This is a genomic window from Xanthobacter aminoxidans (assembly GCF_023571765.1).
Lineage (GTDB): Bacteria > Pseudomonadota > Alphaproteobacteria > Rhizobiales > Xanthobacteraceae > Xanthobacter > Xanthobacter aminoxidans.
Genome location: NZ_JAMJXC010000010.1, coordinates 151,400 through 172,894, shown reverse-complemented (window position 1 = coordinate 172,894; position 21,495 = coordinate 151,400). Strand labels below are relative to the sequence as shown.

Annotated in this window: 22 protein-coding genes; 7 read left to right on the top strand and 15 right to left on the bottom strand. The window is 67.6% G+C overall.

Going from position 1 to position 21,495, the window contains the following annotated elements; genetic code table 11:
- Positions 1–75 precede the first annotated feature (75 nt).
- The 3 genes from EJ105_RS16525 to EJ105_RS16515 all read right to left on the bottom strand — a co-directional run bounded on the left by EJ105_RS16525 (position 76) and on the right by EJ105_RS16515 (position 3,329).
- The gene (locus tag EJ105_RS16525; protein ID WP_250167197.1) at positions 76–933 is read right to left on the bottom strand and encodes an FkbM family methyltransferase; all 858 of its coding nucleotides are present in this window, start codon (positions 931–933) and stop codon (positions 76–78) included.
- A gap of 16 nt (positions 934–949) precedes the next feature.
- Positions 950–2,146: a L,D-transpeptidase family protein gene (locus tag EJ105_RS16520; RefSeq protein WP_250167196.1), complete on the bottom strand. Its 1,197-nt coding sequence runs from the start codon at positions 2,144–2,146 to the stop codon at positions 950–952.
- 229 nt (positions 2,147–2,375) lie between these two features.
- Complete coding sequence (locus tag EJ105_RS16515) at positions 2,376–3,329, bottom strand: acetyl-CoA carboxylase carboxyltransferase subunit alpha (protein ID WP_024280308.1); 954 nt, start codon at positions 3,327–3,329, stop codon at positions 2,376–2,378.
- A 211-nt stretch (positions 3,330–3,540) separates the two neighbouring features.
- On the opposite strand from EJ105_RS16515, the gene EJ105_RS16510 reads away from it, so the two are divergent.
- From EJ105_RS16510 to EJ105_RS16500, 3 genes are all read left to right on the top strand, one after another.
- Positions 3,541–3,747 carry a hypothetical protein gene (locus EJ105_RS16510; protein ID WP_250167195.1) on the top strand — a complete coding sequence of 69 codons (207 nt, stop codon included), beginning with the start codon at positions 3,541–3,543 and terminating at the stop codon, positions 3,745–3,747.
- Positions 3,748–3,844: 97 nt separating this feature from the next.
- Positions 3,845–4,135 (top strand): YggT family protein, encoded by a 291-nt coding sequence (locus tag EJ105_RS16505; protein WP_024280310.1) that lies wholly within the window; start codon positions 3,845–3,847, stop codon positions 4,133–4,135.
- Positions 4,136–4,145: 10 nt separating this feature from the next.
- Positions 4,146–4,469: a DUF167 family protein gene (locus EJ105_RS16500; protein ID WP_250167194.1), complete on the top strand. Its 324-nt coding sequence runs from the start codon at positions 4,146–4,148 to the stop codon at positions 4,467–4,469.
- Positions 4,470–4,472: 3 nt separating this feature from the next.
- Here the strand turns inward: EJ105_RS16500 and EJ105_RS16495 are convergent, their stop codons facing one another.
- The 7 genes from EJ105_RS16495 to EJ105_RS16465 form a co-directional block, all read right to left on the bottom strand.
- Positions 4,473–4,823: a cupin domain-containing protein gene (locus EJ105_RS16495; RefSeq protein ID WP_024280312.1), complete on the bottom strand. Its 351-nt coding sequence runs from the start codon at positions 4,821–4,823 to the stop codon at positions 4,473–4,475.
- A gap of 12 nt (positions 4,824–4,835) precedes the next feature.
- Complete coding sequence (gene kduD / locus EJ105_RS16490) at positions 4,836–5,597, bottom strand: 2-dehydro-3-deoxy-D-gluconate 5-dehydrogenase KduD (protein WP_250167193.1); 762 nt, start codon at positions 5,595–5,597, stop codon at positions 4,836–4,838.
- Positions 5,594–6,433, bottom strand: a complete 840-nt coding sequence (kduI, locus tag EJ105_RS16485) for a 5-dehydro-4-deoxy-D-glucuronate isomerase (RefSeq protein WP_250167192.1) — start codon at positions 6,431–6,433, stop codon at positions 5,594–5,596. Before kduI ends, kduD begins: the two co-directional genes overlap by 4 nt.
- 59 nt (positions 6,434–6,492) lie before the next feature.
- Positions 6,493–7,773, bottom strand: a complete 1,281-nt coding sequence (locus EJ105_RS16480) for a TRAP transporter large permease (protein WP_250167191.1) — start codon at positions 7,771–7,773, stop codon at positions 6,493–6,495.
- Positions 7,774–7,788: 15 nt separating this feature from the next.
- Positions 7,789–8,364 carry a TRAP transporter small permease gene (locus tag EJ105_RS16475; RefSeq protein ID WP_250167190.1) on the bottom strand — a complete coding sequence of 192 codons (576 nt, stop codon included), beginning with the start codon at positions 8,362–8,364 and terminating at the stop codon, positions 7,789–7,791.
- Between the two features lie 55 nt (positions 8,365–8,419).
- Positions 8,420–9,424 (bottom strand): TRAP transporter substrate-binding protein, encoded by a 1,005-nt coding sequence (locus EJ105_RS16470; RefSeq protein ID WP_024280317.1) that lies wholly within the window; start codon positions 9,422–9,424, stop codon positions 8,420–8,422.
- Between the two features lie 80 nt (positions 9,425–9,504).
- Positions 9,505–11,019, bottom strand: coding sequence for a UxaA family hydrolase (locus EJ105_RS16465; protein ID WP_250167189.1), 1,515 nt, complete (start codon positions 11,017–11,019; stop codon positions 9,505–9,507).
- A gap of 99 nt (positions 11,020–11,118) precedes the next feature.
- On the opposite strand from EJ105_RS16465, the gene EJ105_RS16460 reads away from it, so the two are divergent.
- Genes EJ105_RS16460 through EJ105_RS16450 form a run of 3 tightly spaced genes read left to right on the top strand, consistent with a single transcriptional unit; the run spans position 11,119 to position 14,830 of the window.
- A complete protein-coding gene (locus tag EJ105_RS16460; protein WP_250167188.1) occupies positions 11,119–11,937 on the top strand; it encodes a GntR family transcriptional regulator in 819 nt (272 codons plus the stop codon).
- Between the two features lie 5 nt (positions 11,938–11,942).
- Positions 11,943–13,355, top strand: a complete 1,413-nt coding sequence (gene uxaC, locus EJ105_RS16455) for a glucuronate isomerase (RefSeq protein ID WP_250167187.1) — start codon at positions 11,943–11,945, stop codon at positions 13,353–13,355.
- A complete protein-coding gene (locus EJ105_RS16450) occupies positions 13,352–14,830 on the top strand; it encodes a mannitol dehydrogenase family protein (RefSeq protein ID WP_250167186.1) in 1,479 nt (492 codons plus the stop codon). Before uxaC ends, EJ105_RS16450 begins: the two co-directional genes overlap by 4 nt.
- 23 nt (positions 14,831–14,853) lie before the next feature.
- On the opposite strand, the gene EJ105_RS16445 is transcribed toward EJ105_RS16450, so the two are convergent.
- The 5 genes from EJ105_RS16445 to EJ105_RS16425 form a co-directional block, all read right to left on the bottom strand.
- Complete coding sequence (locus EJ105_RS16445; RefSeq protein ID WP_197022919.1) at positions 14,854–15,357, bottom strand: TIGR00645 family protein; 504 nt, start codon at positions 15,355–15,357, stop codon at positions 14,854–14,856.
- Between the two features lie 124 nt (positions 15,358–15,481).
- A complete protein-coding gene (locus EJ105_RS16440; protein ID WP_029555259.1) occupies positions 15,482–16,372 on the bottom strand; it encodes a carbohydrate ABC transporter permease in 891 nt (296 codons plus the stop codon).
- A gap of 50 nt (positions 16,373–16,422) precedes the next feature.
- Positions 16,423–17,274 carry a carbohydrate ABC transporter permease gene (locus tag EJ105_RS16435; protein WP_374251619.1) on the bottom strand — a complete coding sequence of 284 codons (852 nt, stop codon included), beginning with the start codon at positions 17,272–17,274 and terminating at the stop codon, positions 16,423–16,425.
- 382 nt (positions 17,275–17,656) lie between these two features.
- Positions 17,657–18,970: an ABC transporter substrate-binding protein gene (locus tag EJ105_RS16430; protein ID WP_250167185.1), complete on the bottom strand. Its 1,314-nt coding sequence runs from the start codon at positions 18,968–18,970 to the stop codon at positions 17,657–17,659.
- 112 nt (positions 18,971–19,082) lie between these two features.
- Positions 19,083–20,156 carry an ABC transporter ATP-binding protein gene (locus EJ105_RS16425; RefSeq protein WP_250167184.1) on the bottom strand — a complete coding sequence of 358 codons (1,074 nt, stop codon included), beginning with the start codon at positions 20,154–20,156 and terminating at the stop codon, positions 19,083–19,085.
- A 357-nt stretch (positions 20,157–20,513) separates the two neighbouring features.
- Here EJ105_RS16425 and EJ105_RS16420 point away from each other — a divergent pair, with 357 nt between their 5' ends.
- The gene (locus EJ105_RS16420) at positions 20,514–21,485 is read left to right on the top strand and encodes a 2-hydroxyacid dehydrogenase (RefSeq protein WP_250167183.1); all 972 of its coding nucleotides are present in this window, start codon (positions 20,514–20,516) and stop codon (positions 21,483–21,485) included.
- Positions 21,486–21,495: the final 10 nt, after the last annotated feature.

Sequence of the window (21,495 nt, the reverse complement as noted above, 5' to 3'; positions counted from 1 at the left end):
CGGCCGCGCCCCCCGGGCGTGGAAAAAGGGTAGGCCGAAGCATCGGCCATGGGCAAGGCCATGGCCGGGCCGCAATCAGCCGCCGGTCTGGACGATGCGCATGTACTGCCCCGGCGCATCGGCCGGAACCACGCCACGGCGCCCGAGATGGTGCAGGCCGTTCAGCGCCAGATCGAACGAGCGGTAGCAATAGTGGGCGACGAGCACGAGGTGCTTGAGCTGCTCGGACGTCATGGCGTCCGGCTCAAGGAAGTTGCGCACATAGACCGCATCGCCCTCCACCAGCTGGTTCAGGGCGGCGTAAACGTCGGGTCCGCGCATGGGCAGGATCATCCGCCGGCTGGTGGATGCCATCATGTGCGGGATGAAGCCCTTTGCCCGCAGCGCGAGATCCATCTCCCCATACGTGGCCTGGCCCTTGTAGAGCGGCACGAACGAGACCTCGAGCTGGATGCAGACTGCCTCGGCGAGGGTATCGCCGGCGCCGTCCAGCACCGCGCGCTCGCCGCCCTGGAGGTCCATCTTCAGCATCTCGATGCCGTCGATCTCCGGCACGGCCGAGAGGGCAACCGTGTCGATCTGCCGACGATCCAGCACCCGCCCCCAATCGCCGAGACCGGGGAAATGGGAGAGGACGTGCGCATCTGGCTCCAGCAGGCTCGTCATGCCGGACGCGGCGCAGACGTGGAGCGTCCGGCGCTGCCCGTCGGCGATCGCGTGGGGCAGATAGGTCTCCAGATCGCTCTTGGCCGCGTTCAGCCGGGCCAACGCCTCCGGCTGGGGCTCGAAGCCGACGACGCGGCACAGGCGCCGGGCGAGAAGGGGCTTGTAGGGCGGATCGCCGTCGATGGGATTCGCGCCGATATCCACCACCCGGGTGAGGTGCTCCGGGCGGAGCAGCAGCGCGAGCTGGGACGGCGTGGCGTCTGTCACTCCGGTCCCTTTCCTGTCACCGCGCGGCGCCGGTGGCGGTGGACGCCGAGGCGGCGACGGGCCTTGCCGCTGCTGTGACCACTGGCTGGGTCTTGGCGCCCGAATTGGCGGGATCGGCCGGAGCCGCCACCGAGCCCGTGCTGGCCGGGGCGCCGTCGCCTTCGTCGGCGCGTAGAAGCGCGTCGGCCTGGAGCTTGGCGGCGGTCTCCTTGGGCGGGTTCACGTATTCCGGCAGCCGGCCGGGCGCCTGGGTGTAGGACAGCTGGCCGGTCTCGCGCTCCTTGAGCTTGGCGAGGAAGATCGGATGCATGCCGCCATCGGCACCGGTCTTCACCGGGGCAACGGGCGCGGAGGTGGAGAGCGCGGCGAACTGCGCATCGTCGGCTCGCTGCTTGGCGGCCACGGCGGAGGCGATCTGCGGCGCCACCTGATAGGGCGGGCAGGCCTGGGCGGCATCGAAGGCGCGGCCCGGCGCGGGCGTGGCGTCGAACACGTAGGTGCGGTTGCAGACCGACACCTTTGGCTCCTGCTTCGTCACCTCGAAATGGTCGGAGCCCTGCTTCAGGTTCCGCCAGAAGGCCATGTTGGGGTTGTTGCGGTAGCGGGCGAGGTTCTTCGCCGTCATCCGGAAGGGATAGGCCTGCACCTGGAAGGCGCGCTGCCCGCCGGCGAAGCTCTCGCGGGCGAGGGAGAAGATTTCCGAAATCTGGTCGTCGGTCATGGCGTAGCAGCCCGAGGACGAGCAGTCGCCATGCACCATCAGGAAGTCGCCGGTGCGGCCGTAGGCCTTGTCATAGGCGTTGGGGAAGCCGAGGTTGAACGCCAGATAATAGCTGGAGTTCGGATTCATCTGGCCGGGGGTGATGGTGTAGAAGCCCTCCGGCGCCTGGCGGTCGCCGGTGCCCACCTTGGGGCCGAGCTCGCCGGACCAGCGGCAGATGGGATAGGTCTTGAGCAGGGCATAATTGCCCTCGGACGTGACCTTCCAGACCTCCAGCTCGGATTCCTGCTTGAAGATGCGGACAAGGATGGGCGTCGACGGCGCCATGTCCTTCTTGGCCAGCAGCGAGACCATTTCCGGCGACAACGGCTTGTTGGCCTTGCGCGCGACCTCGGAATCGGTGGCGTTGCAGCCCGCGAGGGCAAGGGCCGCGCAGGCGGCAAGGCCAGCCATGCGCAGGCGCGAGGCGAAGCGCGAGGAAGGGGTCGTCATCGGACGGCTCATGGCGAAGCGGCTCAACGCAAACTCCCGGGTCCGGACCGGCCAATCAGGCCGAGAAGGCTAACCGGTCCCCCTTGACGCGACGTTATCAACGCCGCTCCGGCTCGATGGAGAAAATAAGGCAAATGCGGCCAAGATGGGGAGGCTCCGTCGCCGATCCCCCATGCCGCAGCGCCATGGTTAAGGATTCCTTACCGCTGTGGCCGCGAAACCGCGCCCCTTACAGGGAGCGGCCGATGGCGAGGAACTTGTCGCGGCGCGCCTTGCGCACCTGCGCGCCGTCGAGGCCGGCGAGCGAGGACAGCGCATCGGCGATGGCGTCGCCCGCCGCCGCGATGGCCGCGTCCGCGTCACGATGGGCGCCGCCGGCCGGCTCCTTCACGATGCCGTCGATGACGCCGAACCGCAGCAGGTCCTGCGCGGTGATCTTCATGTTGGTGGCCGCGTCCTGCGCCTTGGCGGTGTCGCGCCACAGGATGGAGGCCGCGCCTTCCGGCGAGATCACGCTGTAGATGGCGTGCTCCATCATCAGCACCTTGTTGGCGGTGGCGATGGCGATGGCGCCGCCGGAACCGCCCTCGCCGATGATGAGGGCGACGTTGGGGGCGGAGAGCGCGAGGCAGGCGTCGGTGGAGCGGGCGATGGCCTCGGCCTGTCCGCGCTCCTCGGCGCCGATGCCGGGATAGGCGCCGGCGGTATCCACCAGCGAGATCATGGGCACGCCGAAGCGGTCGGCCAGCTCCATGATGCGGGCGGCCTTGCGATACCCCTCGGGGCGGGCCATGCCGAAATTGTGCCGGATGCGGGTCTCGGTGCTGGAACCCTTCTCGTGGCCCAGCACGCACACCGCCTCGCCACGGAAGCGGGCGAAGCCGCCGATGATGGCCTCGTCCTCGCCGAACTTGCGGTCGCCGGCGAGCGGGGTGAAGTCCTCGAACAGGCCGCGGGCGAAGTCGGCGAAGTGCGGCCGCTGCGGATGGCGGGCCACCAGCGTCTTCTGCCAGGGCGTCAGATTCGCATAGAGCGCGACCAGGGCGTCCCGCGCCTTGCCCTCCAGCTTCAGCACCTCGTCGGTGATGGCCACGCCGTCGCCGGAAGAGGAGAGCGCACGCAGCTCTTCCACCTTGGCCTCGAGTTCGGCAACCGGCTTCTCGAAGTCCAGATAGCTGCGCATGAGGGTCCGTGAGGTTTGAGGAGGTCGGCGCCCCCTAAAGCGGCGGGAAGCTGCCTTTGCCACGCGGTCAAGTCAAGGTCGCCAGATCAAGTCGGCGCGCGGCGCGAACAAAAGGCCCGTCGCGCGGCCCTGCCGTGGGGCAAGGCGACGCTGCAACGGAACCGAGCGGGGAGCGTTGTCCCCAAATCATGGTGACATCATGGAGGCTGTCATGAAACCGCAAGACGCGACGCCGCAGAAGGCCAAGGAGAGCCACCCGCCCGCCCCTGCCGCCGAGGAGCGCCCTCCGGAGACGCAGCGCCAGAAGCCGGCCGCCGGCCCCCATGCCAAGCCGCAACTGACCGATCCCGAGAAGACGCCGGGGGCCGGCGCCCTGGCCGATCCCGACAAGCCGCAGGACCCGGACGCGACCGGCTGACGCAGCCGGCCGGCGCCGGGGGCCGGCGGCCGGCCTTGTTCCCGGGGGGCTGCTGGGGCTATTGCTGGCACGCCACTTCCCGGGGACCCTTCCGACGATGCGCGCGCTGCTCGACGTTATCCTTGTCGTTCTCCAGCTCTATGTCTGGATTCTCATTGCCGCGGCCGTGCTGTCCTGGCTGGTCGCATTCAACGTCGTCAATCCGTACAACTCGTTCGTGCGGAACGTGGGCGAGTTCCTGTTCCGGGTGACGGAACCCCTGCTCGCGCCCATCCGCAACGTGCTGCCCAATCTCGGCGGCATCGACCTGTCGCCGATGGTGCTGATTCTCTTGATCTTCTTCCTGCAGCAGGTCATCGCCTACTACATCTACCCCTACGTGTTCTGAGCCGGCTGCCGTGGCGACCGAACCGTCCTTCCTGCGCGTCCTGCCGGACGGCGTGGAGGTGACGGTGCGGGCGACGCCACGCGGCGGCCGCGATGCCGTGGACGGCGTCGCCGCCCTCTCGGACGGGCGCGAGGTGCTGAAGGTGCGGGTGCGGGTGGCGCCGGAGGATGGCGCCGCCACCGCTGCCGTCGCCAAGGTGGTGGCCGGCGCGGCCGGCGTCGCCGCCTCCCAGGTCCGGCTCACCTCGGGCGCGACGGCGCGGGTGAAGACCTTCCGCATTGCCGGCGATGGCCCGGCCCTAGCGGCGAAGCTTGTAGCCGCCGCGGGGAAATGAGCCTCAGGCGGGCTTCACGAAATCCTCGCGCATGGGCGTGAACACGTCCACCAGCACGCCGGGCTCGATGCACACCGCCCCGTGGTGGACACCCGAGGGCACATAGAAGCTGTCCCCCGCCTTCAGGCGCTCGGTCCGCCCGCCAATGGTCAGCTCGAACAGGCCGCTCTCCACGCTGGTGATCTGCGTGTGCGGATGGCTGTGCGGCACCCCCATCTGTCCCGGCGCGCGGGCGATGACGCGGACCAGCATGATCTCGTCGTTGAAGGTGAGGATCTGCCGGCTCACCACCTCGTCCAGCACCTCCACCGGTGTGGTCTCGGCGAAGGCAAAGACGTTGCCCTTCTCGCTCATCTCTTGATCCTTTCAGCGCGCCAGCCAGCCGCCGTCCACCGGCAGCACGATACCATGCACATAATCCGCCGCCCGCGAGGACAGGAACACCGCCGCGCCGCCGATGTCGGTCGGGTCGCCCCAGCGGCCGGCCGGGATGCGGCCGAGGATGGCGGCATTGCGATCCGCGTCGGCGCGCAGGGCCTCGGTGTTGTTGGTGACGAAATAGCCGGGGGCAATGGCATTCACATTGATGCCCTTCGCCGCCCATTCGCAGGCCAGCAGCCGCGTAAGGCCGGCCAGCCCGCTCTTGCTCGCCGTGTAGGACGGAATGCGGATGCCCCCCTGAAAAGAGAGCAGGGAGGCGATGTTGACGACCTTGCCGCCCTTCCCGTCCGCCAGCATCCGCCGGGCGAAGGCCTGGGTGAGGAAGAAGGTGGACTTGAGGTTCACGTCCATCACCTCGTCCCAGTCTTCTTCCGTGAAGTCGATGGCGTCGGCGCGGCGGATGATGCCGGCATTGTTGACGAGGATATCGACGCGCCCGCCGATCTCCGCCTCGGCGACGATGCGGTCGATGGGCTTGAGGGTGGCGAGGTCGGCGCGGACGGCGGTGAAGCTGCCGCCCGCGGCCGCCACCAAAGCGGCGGTCTCGTCCATGGGGGAGCGGCCCACCCCCACCACACCCGCGCCGGCCCGCGCGAGCGCGACGGCGATGGCCTGGCCGAGGCCGGTATTGGCGCCGGTGACGACGGCCCTGCGGCCGGACAGATCAAACGGAGTCACGACACTCACTTCAGTTGGTCCATGGCAATCATGTCCATGTCCGTATAGTCGATATTGTCGCCGCCCATGCCCCAGATGAAGGTGTAGGCGCGCGTGCCGCAGCCGGAATGGATGGACCAGGGCGGCGAGATCACCGCCTGCCCGTCCGCCACCACGATATGGCGCGTCTGGGTCGGCTGGCCCATCAGGTGGATGACGCGGGCGTCCGCCATGAGGTCGAAATAGAGATAGACCTCCGAGCGCCGGTCATGGACGTGGCAAGGCATGGTGTTCCACACATTGCCCTCGTCCAGCTGGGTCATGCCCATGACGAGCTGGCACGATGTCACCACGTCAGGGTGGATCATCTGGTAGATGGTGCGCCGGTTGGCCGTGGCGGCTTCGCCCAGCAGCATTTTCCTGGCTTGCGCGATCCGCACCACCTTGGTCTCGTGGCGCGCATGGGCGGGCGTGGAGAGCAGGTAGAAGCGGGCCGGCACATCGGCGCTGTCGGAGGTGAACAGCACCTCCTTCGTGCCCATGGGCACATAGATCGCGTCCCGGTTCCCCAGCGCATGGGCGACACCGTCCACGCGCACCTTGCCGGCGCCGCCGATGTTGAAGACGCCCAGCTCCCGCCGGTCGAGGAAGTTGGGCGAGCCGATGGTGGCCTTGTCGCTCTCCAGCGCCAGCGGCACCGTGACCGGCGTGGCCCCGCCGATGACGAAGCGCTCCACATGGCTGTAGGTGAGCAGCACCATGCCCGGCTCGAACAGGCGTTCCACCAGATAGTTGCGCCTGAGCGCCTCGGTGTCGAAGCCGCGTGTGGCGTCCTGGTGGTGCACGTGGCGCACGTCGATCATCATGGGGCAGTCTCGGGGCAGGAGAGCAGGGACGAGCGGAACGGCGGCTAGCGGAACGGGGGCTAGCGAAACACGGCCGGCAGCCAGAGCGACACGGCCGGCACGTAGGTGACGATCAGCAGCACCACGACGGAGGCGCCGAAGAAGGGCCAGATGGTCTTCATCGCCTCGCCGATGGTGATCTTGCCCACCGCGCAGCCCACGAACAGCACCGAGCCCACGGGCGGCGTGTTCAGCCCGATGCCGGCGTTGAGGATGAGGATCACCCCGAAATGCACGGGATCGATACCGAAGGCCTTCACCAGCGGCAGGAAGATGGGCGTGCAGATGATGATCATCGGCGCCATGTCCATGAAGGTGCCGAGGATGAGCAGGATGATGTTGATGAGCAGCAGGATGACGTAGGGGTTGGACGAGACCGCCTGCATCAGCTCGATTGTGGCCTTGGGCACCTGCAGGAAGGCCATGAGCCAGCCGAAGGATGCCGCCGTGCCGATGACGAGCAGCACCATGGCCGTGGTGCGCACCGCGCCCAGCGTCGCCTCCACGAAGCCCGCCCAGTCCATCTCCCGGTAGACGAAGGTCGTCACCAGCAGCGCGTAGATGACTGCGATGCAGGAGCTTTCCGTCGCGGTGAAGATGCCCGAACGCACGCCGCCGAAGATTATGCCGATGAGCATGATGCCCGGAATGGCCACCACCACCGAGCGCAGCACCGCATACCAGCCGGGAAAGGTGCCGGCGGGATAGCCGCGATTGCGGGCCACCATGTAGGCCGTGATCATCATCGCCGCGGCGAGCAGGAGGCCGGGCATGATGCCGGCGGTGAACAGGTCCGCAATCGAGATGGTGCCACCCGCCGACAGGGAATAGATGATCATGTTGTGCGACGGCGGGATCATCAGCGCGATGATGGCCGAGTTCACCGTCACGTTGACCGCATAGTCCTTGGCATAGCCGTGGCGCGCCATCTGCGGGATCATGATGCCGCCGATGGCCGAGGCGTCCGCCACCGCCGAGCCGGAGATGCCGCCGAACAAAGTGGAGGCCACCACGTTCACCTGCCCCAGGCCGCCCCGCAGATGCCCGACGAGGCTCGCCGCCATGCCGATGAGCCGGTCGGCGATGCCGCCGCGCATCATCAGGTCACCGGCGAAGATGAAGAAGGGGATGGCCAGCATGGAGAAGGCGTTCATGCCGGAATTCAGCTGCTGGAACACCACCACCGGCGGCAGATCGAGATAGAGCACGGTCGCGAGCGAGGCGAGGCCGAGGCAGAAGGCCACCGGCGTGCCGATGACGAGGAGCAGCGCGAAGACGCCGAAGAGGATGGTGATGGCCATGGGTCTGGTCCGGCGTCATTCCACGGTGTGGACATGGGCGAGCGGCACCTCGGGCACCCGTCCCTCGGTGAGGTCGGTGAGAAGCCGCTCGAACGAGAACAGGCAGATGAGCGCGCCGCCGCCCACCAGCGGCAGGTAGTCCACGCCCTGGGGCAGGTCCACGCCCGCCATCTTGGCGCTCCAGGTGCCCATGGCGAGATCCCAGCCATACCAGGCCATGGCGCCGCCGAAGCCCATCACCAGCACATGGGTGGCGATCTCCATGGCGCGGCGCACCGGCGGCGTGGCGAAATGCAGGCCGATCTCGAAGCCGAGATGCATGTTCTCGCGCACGCCCACCGCCGCGCCGAGCAGGATGAACCAGCTCATGAGCAGCAAGGACAGCGGCTCGGTCCAGCTCGGCGAGGCGTTCAGCACGTAGCGGCCGATGACCTGCCAGAACACCGCCGCCGTCATGGCGACGAGGCCGGCGCCGGAGATCCACAGCGCCACCGCCGACAGGAAACGCACCACGCGCCTCAGCGCGAGCAGCGGAGCCGGCCTTGCAGCCTCTCCGCTCCCGCCGGAACGCTCGCTGGACTTGATGTTCATGCCGCTGCGCCTCCCGGGGATGGCCGGGCGCGCAGGCCCGGCCGGTGCCGCGCCTTCAGTTCACCGCCCGGATGCGGGCGACGAGGTCCTTCATCTTGTCGGTGGTGACGAACTTGTCGTAGACCGGCTTCATGGCGTCGATGAAGGGCTTCTTGTCCACCTCGTTGATGATGGCGCCGCCCTTGACCACGTGATCCTTGGCCTCGACGTCCCGCTTGGCCCACAGCTCGCGCATCTTCTTGGTCGCCTCGAGCCCGGCCTCCTTGAACATCTTCTGCTCGTCCGGGCTCAATTTGTCGAAGGCGCGCTTCGACATCACGAACACCTCCGGCGCCAGCGAGTGCTCGGTGAGCGAATAATACTTCGCCACCTCGTAGTGCTTCACCGAGTCATAGGAGGGATAGTTGTTCTCCGCGCCGTCCACGAGGCCGGTCTGCAAGCCGGAATAAAGCTCGCCGAAGGGCATGGGCGTCGCGTTGGCACCGAGGGCGTTGATCATGGCAATGAAGAGGTCCGACTGCTGCACCCGGATCTTCATGCCCTTCATGTCGTCGAGGGTCTTGATGGGCTTCTTGGAATTGTACATGGAGCGGGCGCCGCTATCGAAGAAGCCCAGCACCACGAGGCCGTGCGGCTCGAAGGCTTTCGCAATCTCCGCGCCGATGGGGCCGTCCACCACCTTGTACATGTGGTCGGTGGAGCGGAACAGGAACGGCATGCCGAGCACCGCCGTCTCGGGGATCAGATTGTTGAACGGCGCGGTGTTGACGCGGTTGAGATCGATCACGCCGAAGCGGGTCTGCTCGATGGTGTCCTTCTCGCCGCCGAGCTGGCCGGAGGAGAAGACCTGCACCTTGTACTTGCCGTTCGACTTCTTCTCGATGATCTCGCCGAAATACTTCACGGATTCGACGGTGGGGTAGCCGTCCGGGTGGATGTCGGCGGACCGCAGCGTGGTCTGGGCCATCGCCGGCAGCGCCGAGAGCGCAAGGCCGGAGAGCGCAAGGCCCGATAGCGCAAGGGCGACGGCGCGGGAGGTCAGTCGGCGTCGGGTCAGCATGGGCGTTCTCCCTGTGTGTCGGATATTTTTCCGCTTTATTGCGGCCTTTGCGGCCGTTCACTTCCAAGGGGCGCGGCGGCCTACATCACCGCGCCGATCTGCCAAGGCACGAACTCGGCATCGCCATAGCCCAGCTCCTCGGACTTGGTGTGGGCGCCGGAAGCAACCGCCAGCACCTTTTCGAAGATCTCGCGACCCTTTTCTTCCAGCGACACGCCATCGAGCACGTCGCCGCAATTGATGTCCATGTCCTCTTCCATCCGGCGATAGATGTCGGAATTGGTGGCGAGCTTGATGGAGGGGGTGGGCTTGGCGCCGAAGGCGGAGCCACGGCCGGTGGTGAAGCAGATGACGTTCGCCCCGCCCGCCACCTGCCCGGTGGCGGCCACCGGATCGTAGCCGGGGGTGTCCATGAAGACGAAGCCGGCGTCCGTCACCGGCTCGGCATATTCATAGACCGCGCGCAGGGTGGAGGAACCGCCCTTGGCGGCGGCGCCGAGCGACTTCTCCAGAATGGTCGTGAGCCCGCCGGCCTTGTTGCCGGGCGAGGGATTGTTGTTCATCTCCCCCGCATTGCGGGCGGTGTAGTCCTCCCACCACTTGATGCGGGCGACCAGCTTCTCGCCCACCTCGCGGGTCGCGGCACGGCGCGTCAGCAGGTGCTCGGCCCCGTAGATTTCCGGCGTCTCGGAGAGGATGGATGTTCCGCCCTGCGCCACCAGCAGGTCGGAAGCGACGCCGAGCGCAGGATTGGCGGTGAGCGCCGAATAGCCGTCCGAGCCGCCGCACTGGAGCGCCAGCACGATCTCGGACGCCGGCCGTGCTTCCCGCCGTGCAGCGGCGGCGCGGGGCGCCATCTCCTTCAGCGTGCCGAGGATATGCTCCACCGTGCGGCGGGTGCCGCCCTCGTCCTGGATGGTGAGGGTGCGAAAGCCGTCCGCCTCCTCCACCCCGTATTCCTGCTTGAAGCGGGCGATCTGGAACATCTCGCAGCCGAGCCCCACCATCACCACGGCGGCGAAGTTGGGGTGGGTGGCATAGCCCCAGAGGGTGCGCGAGAGCACGTCATAGCCCTCGCCCTTGGAGGCCATGCCGCAGCCGGTGCCGTGGATGATGGGCACGATGCCGTCGATGCCTGGAAAGTCCGCGAGGATGCCGGAGCGCTCCGCCGCCTGCGCCGCGAACCGCGCCACTGAGGCCGAGCAGTTCACGCTGGTGAGGATGCCGAGATAGTTGCGCGTGCCGGTGCGCCCGTTGGAGCGGCGGAAGCCCATGAAGTGGGCGCGCTCGGCCTCGGGCACCAGCACATCGTCGCGGGCGTCGGCGGCGAAGGCGTAGTCGCGGGCGAAATCGTGCAGCACCACATTGTGGGTGTGGATGTGGGCACCGGGGGCGATGTCCTCGCTGGCAAAGCCGATGACCTGACCGAACTTCACCACCGATGCGCCGGCGGGAATGGGCTCGATGGCCACCTTGTGGCCGCGCGGGATGCGCTGGGACGCGACGATGCCCGCAACCTTACCGCCGGGCGCGACCTCGTCCAGCGCCACCGCCAGATTGTCCTTCGCAGAAAGCCGAAGGGTGCGCGGCGCCATGCCCGCCTCCATCCCCATGAGCACGTCTCCCCGACCTGTTTCACGGCCACTCTTGGACCCGCGCCTTCGTTGACGCTCTTGATATGCTAATATATTAGTATGGAAGACCTCGCAAGAGCGGGCAGGCTGCCGGGGGAGGCTGGAACGGTGGTGGTGACGGGGGCGGATCTCAGGCGCAGGCCGGCGCATCGCAGCGAGAATGTCCGCGCGGTGCCGGCATCCTCGCGCATCCACGCCGCCCTGCGCGACGACATCGTGGCCATGACCCTTCCGCCCGGCGCGCCGCTGCAGGAAAAGCAGATCGCCCTCGCCTACGGCGTCAGCCGCACGCCGGTGCGCGAGGCCATCCTGAAGCTCGCCGACGAGCGGCTGGTGGACATCTTTCCCCAGTACGGCACCTTCGTCTCGCGCATCTCGGTGCCGGAAGTGCGTGACGCCATGATCATCCGCAATGCGCTGGAGCGCACCAGCGTGCGCGAGGCGGCGGCCCATGTGGCGACGCTGCCGGAGAAGGCGCGGCGGGTGGCGATGGCGCCGCTCCTCGCCACCCTGCGCCAGCAGCGCGCCGCCCACCGCGCCGGGGCGCTGGCGGAGTTCCACGCCGCCGACGAGGCCTTCCACCAGATCATCGCCGAGCTGGCCGGACACCCCAACATCTGGCGTGTCATCCGGCAGGAGAAGGCGCACGTGGACCGCTGTCGCCTCCTCACTTTGCCCTCCCCCCAGCGCCGCGCCAGCGTCATCGCCGAGCACCAGATGGTGGCCGACGCCATCGGCGAGGGGGATGCGGATGGGGCGGAAAAGGCCATGGCGGCCCATCTCGGCCGGGTCATCCCCAGCGTCGAGGATCTGGGCGCCGCCCATCCCGATTATTTCGAGGCGGAAGGTGCGCCCACCGATGCCGTGAACGCGAGGTGAGTTCCGTGTCCAGCCTCCTCCATCCCGATCGCCTGCTGCCCGCCGATCCGTCCGTGCGCGCGGTGGCGCGCCGGCTCTATGGGGAGGTGGAGGCACTGCCCATCGTCTCGCCCCACGGCCACACCGACCCGCGCTGGTACGCCTTCAACGAGAACTTCCCCGATCCCGCGCGGCTGTTCGTGGTGCCGGACCATTATGTGTTCCGCATGCTCTACAGCCAGGGCATCCCTTTGGAAAAGCTCGGCGTTCCCCGTGCCGATGGCGGCGAGACGGAGCAGGATGGGCGGGCCATCTGGCGGCTGTTCGCGGCCAACTACCACCTGTTCCGTGGCACTCCCACGCGGGCATGGCTGGACCATGCCTTCGCCACCCTGTTCGGCCTTGAGGAGCGGCTCAGCGAGAAGACGGCAGATGCCGCCTACGACCTCATCGCCGGGAAGCTGCAACAGGAGGCGTTCAAGCCCCGCGCCCTGTTCGAGCGCTTCAACATCGAGGTGATCGCCACCACCGAGAGCCCGCTGGACGACCTTGCCGCCCATGCGGAAATCCGCGCCAGCGGCTGGAGCGGGCGGGTGGTGACGGCCTATCGGCCCGATCCGGTGGTGGACCCGGAGTTCGAGGGCTTCTCCGCCAATCTCGCCCGCTTCGGCGAGATCACCGGCGAGGACACCTTCTCCTGGACGGGCTATCTCGCCGCCCACCGCAAGCGGCGCGCCTTCTTCAAGACCTTCGGCGCCACTTCCAGCGACCACGGCCACCCCACCGCCGCGACCTTCGACCTGCCGCCGCAGGAGGCGGAGGCGCTGTTCCGCCGTGTCACCGGCAATGCACCCGTGAGCGCGCAGGATGCCGAGCTGTTCCGCGGCCAGATGCTCACCGAGATGGCGCGCATGAGCCTGGAGGACGGGCTGGTGATGCAGATCCATCCCGGCGCCATGCGCAACCACAACGGCCAGATCTTCGCCCGCTTCGGCCGGGACAAGGGGGCGGACATCCCCTCCCCCACCGAATATGTGCGCGCGCTGAAGCCGCTGCTCGACCGCTTCGGCAACGAGGCGGGCCTCACCATCATTCTCTTCACGCTGGACGAGACGAGCTATGCCCGCGAGCTGGCGCCGCTGGCCGGCCATTATCCGGCGCTGCGGCTCGGCCCGGCCTGGTGGTTCCACGATAGCCCGGAGGGGATGAAGCGCTTCCGCGCCATGACCACCGAGACTGCCGGCTTCTACAACACCGTGGGCTTCAACGACGACACCCGCGCCTTCCCCTCCATCCCCGCCCGGCATGATGTGGCGCGGCGCATCGATTGCGGCTTCCTTGCGGAACTTGTCTGCGAGCATCGGCTGGACGAGGACGAGGCGGTGGAGGTGGCGCGCGATCTTGCCTACGGCCTCGCCAAGAAGGCCTACAAGCTTTGAGCCCGCGGCTCTCGCTTTCCACCCTCGCCGACCTGCCCGCCGCCGTCGCCCGCCCGGCCTATGACATTGCGGCGGCGGAGGTGGGGGTGGTGCATCTGGGCGTCGGCGCCTTCCACCGCGCCCATCAGGCGGCCTATCTTGACGCCATCCTCGGGCGTGGGCACACGGGCTGGGCCATCTGCGGCGCCAGCCTGCGCTCGCCCGACACCTCCGACGCGCTCGATCCGCAGGATGGCCTCTACACGCTCGCCGAGCGCTCGGGCGCGGGGGACAAGCTGCGCGTCATCGGATCGCTCCGCCGGCTGCTGGTGGCGCCGCGCGATCCCGAGGCGCTGCTGTCGGCCATGTCCGATCCGCGCGTGCGCATCGTCACCCTCACAGTCACCGAGAAGGGCTATTGCCACGATCCCGCCTCGGGCACGCTGGACGAGGCTCACCCGGACATCCGCGCCGATCTGGCGAACCCGCACCGACCCGTGAGCGCGCCCGGCTATCTGGTGGAAGCCCTCGCCCGCCGCCGCGCCGCCGGCATCGCCCCTTTCACCGTGCTCACCTGCGACAATCTCCCGGCCAACGGCAAGACCGTGGCGCGGGTGACGGCCCGCCTCGCGGCCCTGCGCGACGATGATCTCGGCCGCTTCGTCGCGGGCGAGGTCGCCTTCCCCTCCACCATGGTGGACCGCATCGTGCCCGCCACCACGGACGAGGACCGGGCGCTGGTCGCCGCCGGCCTCGGGATGGAGGACGCGTGGCCGGTGATGGCCGAGCCCTTCACCCAATGGGTGGTGGAGGACCATTTCCCCCTCGGCCGGCCGCCTCTGGAGGAGGTGGGCGTGGAGATGGTGTCGGACGTGGCGCCGTTCGAGCACATGAAGCTGCGCCTGCTGAACGGCGCCCATTCCACCCTCGCCTATCTCGGCTATCTCGCGGGCCACGCCACCATCGCCGACACCATGGCGGTGCCCGCCTTCGCCCGGCTGGTGGCGCGGCTACAGGATGAGGAGGTGACGCCGACGTTGCATCTGCCCGCGGGCGTGGACGTGGCCGCCTACAAGCGCGCGCTTCGGGAGCGGTTCGCCAATCCGGCGCTCAGGCACCGCACGTGGCAGATCGCCATGGACGGCTCACAGAAGCTGCCCCAGCGCCTCGTCGCCACCGCCCGCGACCGGCTGGCAAAGGGGGCGCCCATCCCGCTGCTCGCCCTCGGCGTCGCCGGATGGATGCGCTACGTGACCGGGCGGGACGAACAGGGCAAGGCCATCGACGTGCGCGACCCCCTCGCCGCCCGGCTGAAGGCGCTGGCGGACGAGGCCGGCCCCGAGGCCGCTCGCCTCGCGCCGGCTCTTCTCTCGGTGCGCGAAGTGTTCGCCGACCTCGGCGCCGACCCGCGCTTCGCCGGCCCGGTGCGCGAGGCGCTCGCCCGCCTATTGGCGCGCGGAGCTGCGGCGACTGTGGAGGAGATGGCGGGCGGGTGAGTCCAAGCCCGCGCCCGCGCCGCTCAGTGCTTGTTGTTGGAGAGCTTGTCCGACCAGGCCAGCACCAGGCTCGATCCCACGAATACCATGTGGATGATGACCAGCCACATGAGCGTGTTCTCGCTCATGTTCCCCTTGTCGAGGTTCATGAACGCCTTGAGCAGCTGGATGGCGGAGATGGCGACGATGGAGGCCAGCAGCTTCTGCTTCAGGCCGGTGAAGTCCACCCGCGTCATCCAGTCCGGCCAGTCGGGGTGGCCGTCGGGATCGATCTTCGACACGAAGTTCTCGTAGCCGGAGAAGATCACGATCACCACGAGGTTGCAGGTGAGCGTCAGGTCCACGAGGGCCAGGATGCCGAGGATGATGTCGCTCTCGGTGGCCGAGACCGCGTGCAGCACGAAGTGCAGCAGCTCGTGGCCGAACTTGAACAGCAGCACCAGCATGCCCACGACGAGGCCGACATAGAAGGGCGCGAGAATCCAGCGGCTGCGGAACAAAATCCCTTCGATCACCCGCTCGATCATCCCTCACCCCCGCTTTCCCCCGGCGCATGATGCACCGCAACGAGCCGCGGCAAGGGGTGCCACGGCGCGCGCGCGAGGGCAAGCGGGCAAATTCGGCAGGCGCGGCCCCCGGAAGGGTGGCGCCCTACTCCTTCACCGCTCCGGTCATGGACGAGACGTAATAATCCACGAAGAAGGAATAGAGGATCACCACCGGCAGCGAGCCGATGAGGGCGCCGGCCATCAGCGATCCCCATTCATACACGTCCGACCGCACCAGCTCGGTGAGCACGCCCACGGGCACGGTCTTGTTCTCCGACGACTGGATGAAGGTGAGCGCGTAGATGAACTCGTTCCACGACAGGGTGAAGGAGAAGATGCCCGCCGAGATCAGCCCCGGCACCGAGAGCGGCAGCAGCACCTTGATGAGGATCTGCCAGCGCGAGGCGCCGTCCACCAGCGCGCACTCTTCCAGCTCGAACGGGATGGAGCGGAAATAGCCCATCAGCAGCCAGGTGGAGAAGGGCACGAGGAAGGTGGGATAGGTGAGGATCAGCGCCAGCTTGGTGTCGTAGATGCCGAGGCCGAACACCATGATGGCGAGCGGGATGAACAGGATGGAGGGCGGCACCAGATAGGCGAGGAAGATGCCGAGGCCGACCCAGCGCGAGCCGTTGAAGCGCAGGCGCTCGATGGCATAGGCCGCGAACACGCTCGTCACCAGCGAGATGACGGTGGCCGCCACCGAGATGTAGACCGTGTTCCACAGCCAGTGCGGATAGGAGGTCTCGAACAGCAGATACTTGATGTGCTCCAGCGTCGGCTCCACCACCCAGAGCGGGGAGTAGTTGTTGTAATCGGTGAGCTGGAAGTTCGGTTTGATGGCGGTGATCGCCATCCAGTAGAACGGGAACAGCAGCACGAAGACAAAGACGATGAGCGGCAGGAAGACGGTGACGACCCGCCGGGGCAGGCTGTCGAGATAGCTCATGCCCGTGGAATTGTCGGTCATCTCAACGGGTTGGGGCTGGGCCATGGGGGTCCTCGCAGAATTGGTGGGCGGCGCGTGGGGCTTTCAGGGCGGGCTCAGTCGGCCCCGCCCTGCTGCCACTTGCGGCGCTGCAGGCCGAAATAGCTGAACAGGATCGCCGCCAGCAGGAAGGGGATCATGGCCACGGCGATGGCCGCGCCCTCGCCCAGCGAGCCGCCGGGAATGGCGCGCTGGAAGGAGAGCGTCGCCATGAGGTGGGTGGAGTTCAGCGGGCCGCCGCGGGTCAACACGTAGATCAGCTGGAAGTCGGTGAAGGTGAACAGCACCGAGAAGGTCATCACCACCGCGATGATCGGCGAGAGCATGGGCAGCGTGATGTAGCGGAAGCGCTGCCAGTTGGTGGCGCCGTCCAGCGTCGCGGCCTCGTGCAGCGAGGGCGAGATGGTCTGGAGCCCCGCCAGCAGCGAGATGGCGACGAAGGGAATGCCGCGCCAGACATTGGCCGCGATGACCGAGGCGCGGGCGTTGGTGACGTCGCCGAGGAAGTTGATGGGCGCGGAGATGAGCCCCATCTTGATGAGCGCCCAGGAGATGATCGAATACTGGCTGTCGAAGATCCACCAGAAGGCGATGGCCGAGAGCACGGTGGGCACCACCCACGGCAGCAGCACCACGGCGCGGAAGAAGGCCTTGAACGGCAGGTTCTCGTTGAGCAGCAGCGCCAGCCACAGGCCGAGGCCGAACTTCAGGATCGAGGCGGCGATGGTGTAGAGGAGCGTGTTGAACACCACCAGCCAGAACAGGCTGTCGCCCCAGAGCGATTCGTAGTTCTCGAGGCCGATGAACACGCCCTCGCGGCCGATGCGCGTGTCGGTGAAGCCGAGCCACACGCCGAGGCCGAGGGGATAGGTGAGGAAGAACAGCAGGAAGACGGCCGCCGGCACCATGAAGGCGATGCCGAGCACGTGCCGGCCCTGACCGATGCCGGCCCAGAAGGACCGTTTGTGGGTCGGCTCAGCCGCTGCGACGTTGGCCATGAATGGGTCTCCGGTATCGCTGTCTTGCTGTCTTGTTGACCTCTCCACTGGAGAGGGACTTCCCGTCGCGCTTTGTCCGGGGCGTCATGGCCGGCCTTGTGCCGGCCATCCACGTGGTTCCGCCAGTGCCACGGTCGCGCCCTCGCTAAAGCGGCGCGGCGTGGATGCCCGGAACCCGCATTTTTGCGGGTTCCGCATTTAGGTGCGCAAGTCGGCAACAGCCGACTTGAGGCACGAGGCCGGGCATGACGGCGGTATCGAAGGGGCCGGAAACCCCGGCCCCTTGTGTGCCTCAGCGGTAGATGCGCTCGGCGCGCTGCTGGGCGCGCTTGGCGGCTTCTTCCGGCGTGCGCTGGCCGGTGGCGGCTTCCGCCACCATGTCCACGACGATCCAGTCGGCCATGGCCGCGGCCGACTTCGGCCCGAGCGGACCGGCGTAGCCGTTGGGCTGCAGCGTCTCGGAGGCGAGCGCATAGGCGGCGTGGATGGGCTTGGAAGTCCACACCGGATTGTTGGAGAAGCTCTTCAGCGTCTGGCAGCAATAGGCGCTCGCGCCGGTCAGCCAGGCATTGTACTGGTCAGCCTGGAACATGAAGGCGAGATAGGCCTGCGCCGCCTTGGGGAACTTCGAATACTTGAAGATGCAGGCGGTGGTGGTCTGGTGCAGTTCCACCTTCTTGCCGATGGGGCCGACCGGGAAGTTGGTGGACTTCATGTCCGCCGCCATTTCGGCGAGCTTGGGGTCGTTGGCCGCCGCGTAATAGACCGACACGCCGTTCGCCGTCACCGACAGGTCGCCGGCGATGAAGGCGCGGTTGTTGTTGACGTCGAGCCAGCTCTCGGTGCCGGGGATGAAGGTCTTGTACAGCTCGGCCACGTATTTCAGGCCGGCGACGGTCTCGGGCGAGTTGATGACCACCTTGCCGCTCTCGTCCACCATCTTGCCGCCGTGGCTCCACAGCACCCAGTGGCAGAAGTTGTTGCCGTCACCCACGCCATGGCCCAGCGTGAAGCCCATGGGGTGGTTGTTGGCCTTGAGCGCCTTGCCAAGTTCGAGAAGGCCCTTGGTGTCCTTCGGGAATTCGGAGAAGCCCGCCTGCTTCACCCAGCTGTCGCGATAGACCACCGCGTTGCCGATGGTGGCGAGCGGCAGGCCGACGAAGCGGCCCTTGACCGTCGCATAGGCCGCGCAGGCCGGATAATAGCCGCCATATTGCTTGGCGAGGCTGTCGGCGAGGTCGGTCACGTCGAGCAGCTTGTCGGGATACTGCTGGGCGTCGTCGAACCACACCCACACGATATCGGGGCCGGAGCCCACGTTGGCGGCGACGGCGGCCTTGGGACGGATGTCCTCCCAGCTCTCCTTGTCGATGCGCACCTCGATGCCGGTGGCCTCGGTGAACTTCTTGGTGTTGGCGATCCAGGCGTCTTCCTCGCCCTTCACGAACGGCGACCAGCGCAGCAGGCGCAGGGAGGCGCCGGCCTCCGGCTCGAACTTGGCGACAGCCTGGGCGATGGCCTCCTTGGTGGAGAGCATGGGCAGGGCCATGGCGCCGGCCGCAAGGCCCGCGCCGCTCATGAGAAGGTCACGTCTGGAAATGGTCATTGGTCTTCCTCCCGTGAAGCGTTTCCTCGAGGACGGGCCGTTTCGGACGACAGTCTCGAACGGTCTTCTTTCCCCCTGATCGTACCGAAGCCCGGCACGGTACCGGACCTTGTCAGAGGCGACTGCCGGTCGCCTCGTCAAAAAGATGTGTGAGGCCCGGCTGCGGCGCGATGCGGATCGTCTCGCCGGGGCTGAAGCTCAGCCGCTCGCGGAACAGGCAGGTGATCTCCTGCGCCGCGGCCCCCTCGCCGAGGCGGGCGACGACCAGGATCTCCGAGCCGGTGGGCTCGGTGACGACGACCTGGGCCGGCACGCCCGCGGGATCGAGGCGGATGTGCTCGGGGCGCAGGCCGTAGACCACCTTCTGCCCGTCGGCGAGGCCCTGCGCATCCGGCAGGGGCACCTCGACGCCGCTGTCCGTCACCAGCATGGGATTGGCGCCGAGCCGCACCTTGCCCTTGACGAAGTTCATGGAGGGCGAGCCGATGAAGCCGGCGACGAACTGGTTGGCGGGCCGGTCGTAAAGGTCCAGCGGGGCGCCGATCTGCTCCACGATGCCGTCGTGCATCACCACGATCTTGTCGGCCATGGTCATGGCCTCGATCTGGTCGTGGGTGACATAGACCGTGGTGGTCTTCAGCCGCTGGTGCAGCTCCTTGATCTCGGTGCGCATCTGCACGCGCAGCTGGGCGTCGAGATTGGAGAGCGGCTCGTCGAACAGGAACACCTGCGGATCCCGCACGATGGCGCGGCCCATGGCGACGCGCTGGCGCTGGCCGCCGGAGAGCTGGCGGGGGTAGCGGTCGAGCAGCTTGGTGAGGTTGAGGATCTCGGCGGCGCGCTGGACCCGGCTTTCGATCTCGGACTTCGGGGCTTTGCGCAGCTTCAGCGAGAAGCCCATGTTGTCCGCGACAGTCATGTGCGGATAGAGCGCGTAGTTCTGGAACACCATGGCGATGTCCCGTTCCTTCGGCGGCATCTCGTTGATGACGCGATTGCCGATCAGGATTTCGCCACCGGAGATGTTTTCGAGGCCGGCGATCATGCGCAGCAGCGTGGACTTGCCGCAGCCCGAGGGGCCGACCAGGACCACGAACTCACCGTCGCGGATGTCCACGTCCACGCCATGGATGACCTGCGTCGACCCATAGGCCTTCTTCACACCGCGAATGTCCACGGTCGCCATGCAGCGTCCTCTCCCCTCGCCGTTTCCTCGTGCCGCGCGGGGGCCCTTGAGGACCTTGCCCGATGCAGCCGCACCATTCTTGGGCCGGAACAGACCTCCGGCCGGGCGCCCCTTCCGGAACGCGGCGCGATCATGGTGCGAGGTGAGAACGGGATCAAGTGGAAATTTAAAACGATTGAAGCTCCATTGGACGAAGGTCTGATATGGGGCTAGAGATACCCCTCCCGCCGAGGGGATGGCCGCTTCCGGCCGTGCTCTGCGGGCTCCGGCGCGGGTTCAGGGGGCGGCGCTCCCGCCGGCCCGCCGGTGACATTTCCATCCGTTTTTCCTGCCCAGCCGCCATAGCGGAGACTTGCGATGACCGGATCTGCCATGACCGATGCCGCCCGCCCGGCCCTTCTCCTCACCGGCTCCGTGATGGAGGAGGTCGTCGAGCGCCAGCTTTCCGGCCGCTTCACCCTGGTGCCGCTGGACGCCCTGAACGACAGCAATGCCGGCGCGGTCGAGGCCATCGCCACCCGCGGCAAGGTGAAGGTGGACGACGCGCTCATGGCGCGCCTGCCCAACCTGAAGATCGTCGGCAATTTCGGCGTCGGCTACGACACCGTGGATGCCGCGGCGGCGGCGAAGCGCGGCGTCATCGTCACCAACACGCCGGACGTGCTGAACGAGGAGGTGGCCGACCTCACCCTCGGCCTGCTGCTCGCCACCGTGCGGCAGATCCCCCAGGGCGACCGCTTCGTGCGCTCGGGACAGTGGACCAAGAGCGCCTTTCCCCTCGGCCCCACCCTGCGCGACCGCACCGTGGGCATCCTCGGCATGGGCCGCATCGGCAAGGCCATCGCCAAGCGGCTTGAGGCCTTCTCCGTGCCCGTCGTCTATCACAGCCGGCGGCCGCAGGCGGACGTGGCCTATCGCCATTATCCCGACCTCGTGGAGATGGCGCGGGCGGTGGACGTGCTGGTGGCGATTCTTCCCGGCGGACCGGCCACGCGTCACATCATCAATGCCGAGGTGCTGGCGGCGCTGGGCGCCAACGGCATCCTCATCAACGTGGCGCGCGGCACCGTGGTGGACGAGGCGGCGCTGCTCTCGGCGCTCCAGTCGAAGACCATCCTCGCCGCCGGCCTCGACGTGTTCGAGGACGAGCCCAACGTGCCGGAGGCTTTCTTCGCCCTCGACAACGTGGTGCTGCTGCCGCACGTGGGCTCCGCCACCCACTTTACCCGCGCCGCCATGGGACAATTGGTGGTGGACAACATCCTCTCCTTCTTCGACGGCAAGGGGCCGCTGACCCCCGTCGCCGAGACGCCCTGGCCGCGGGGCTGATCCACGGACG

Excerpts from the sequence above, each read along its gene's own strand:
- EJ105_RS16520 (WP_250167196.1), bottom strand. The coding sequence starts at position 2,146 with ATGACGACCCCTTCCTCGCGCTTCGCCTCGCGCCTGCGCATGGCTGGC.
- EJ105_RS16515 (WP_024280308.1), bottom strand. The coding sequence starts at position 3,329 with ATGCGCAGCTATCTGGACTTCGAGAAGCCGGTTGCCGAACTCGAGGCC.
- EJ105_RS16510 (WP_250167195.1), top strand. The coding sequence starts at position 3,541 with ATGAAACCGCAAGACGCGACGCCGCAGAAGGCCAAGGAGAGCCACCCG.
- EJ105_RS16505 (WP_024280310.1), top strand. The coding sequence starts at position 3,845 with ATGCGCGCGCTGCTCGACGTTATCCTTGTCGTTCTCCAGCTCTATGTC.
- EJ105_RS16495 (WP_024280312.1), bottom strand. The coding sequence starts at position 4,823 with ATGAGCGAGAAGGGCAACGTCTTTGCCTTCGCCGAGACCACACCGGTG.
- kduI (WP_250167192.1), bottom strand. The coding sequence starts at position 6,433 with ATGATGATCGACGTGCGCCACGTGCACCACCAGGACGCCACACGCGGC.
- EJ105_RS16480 (WP_250167191.1), bottom strand. The coding sequence starts at position 7,773 with ATGGCCATCACCATCCTCTTCGGCGTCTTCGCGCTGCTCCTCGTCATC.
- EJ105_RS16475 (WP_250167190.1), bottom strand. The coding sequence starts at position 8,364 with ATGAACATCAAGTCCAGCGAGCGTTCCGGCGGGAGCGGAGAGGCTGCA.
- EJ105_RS16470 (WP_024280317.1), bottom strand. The coding sequence starts at position 9,424 with ATGCTGACCCGACGCCGACTGACCTCCCGCGCCGTCGCCCTTGCGCTA.
- EJ105_RS16465 (WP_250167189.1), bottom strand. The coding sequence starts at position 11,019 with ATGGCGCCGCGCACCCTTCGGCTTTCTGCGAAGGACAATCTGGCGGTG.
- EJ105_RS16460 (WP_250167188.1), top strand. The coding sequence starts at position 11,119 with ATGGAAGACCTCGCAAGAGCGGGCAGGCTGCCGGGGGAGGCTGGAACG.
- EJ105_RS16445 (WP_197022919.1), bottom strand. The coding sequence starts at position 15,357 with ATGATCGAGCGGGTGATCGAAGGGATTTTGTTCCGCAGCCGCTGGATT.
- EJ105_RS16440 (WP_029555259.1), bottom strand. The coding sequence starts at position 16,372 with ATGGCCCAGCCCCAACCCGTTGAGATGACCGACAATTCCACGGGCATG.
- EJ105_RS16435 (WP_374251619.1), bottom strand. The coding sequence starts at position 17,274 with ATGGTGCCGGCGGCCGTCTTCCTGCTGTTCTTCCTCACCTATCCCCTC.
- EJ105_RS16430 (WP_250167185.1), bottom strand. The coding sequence starts at position 18,970 with ATGACCATTTCCAGACGTGACCTTCTCATGAGCGGCGCGGGCCTTGCG.
- EJ105_RS16425 (WP_250167184.1), bottom strand. The coding sequence starts at position 20,156 with ATGGCGACCGTGGACATTCGCGGTGTGAAGAAGGCCTATGGGTCGACG.
- EJ105_RS16420 (WP_250167183.1), top strand. The coding sequence starts at position 20,514 with ATGACCGGATCTGCCATGACCGATGCCGCCCGCCCGGCCCTTCTCCTC.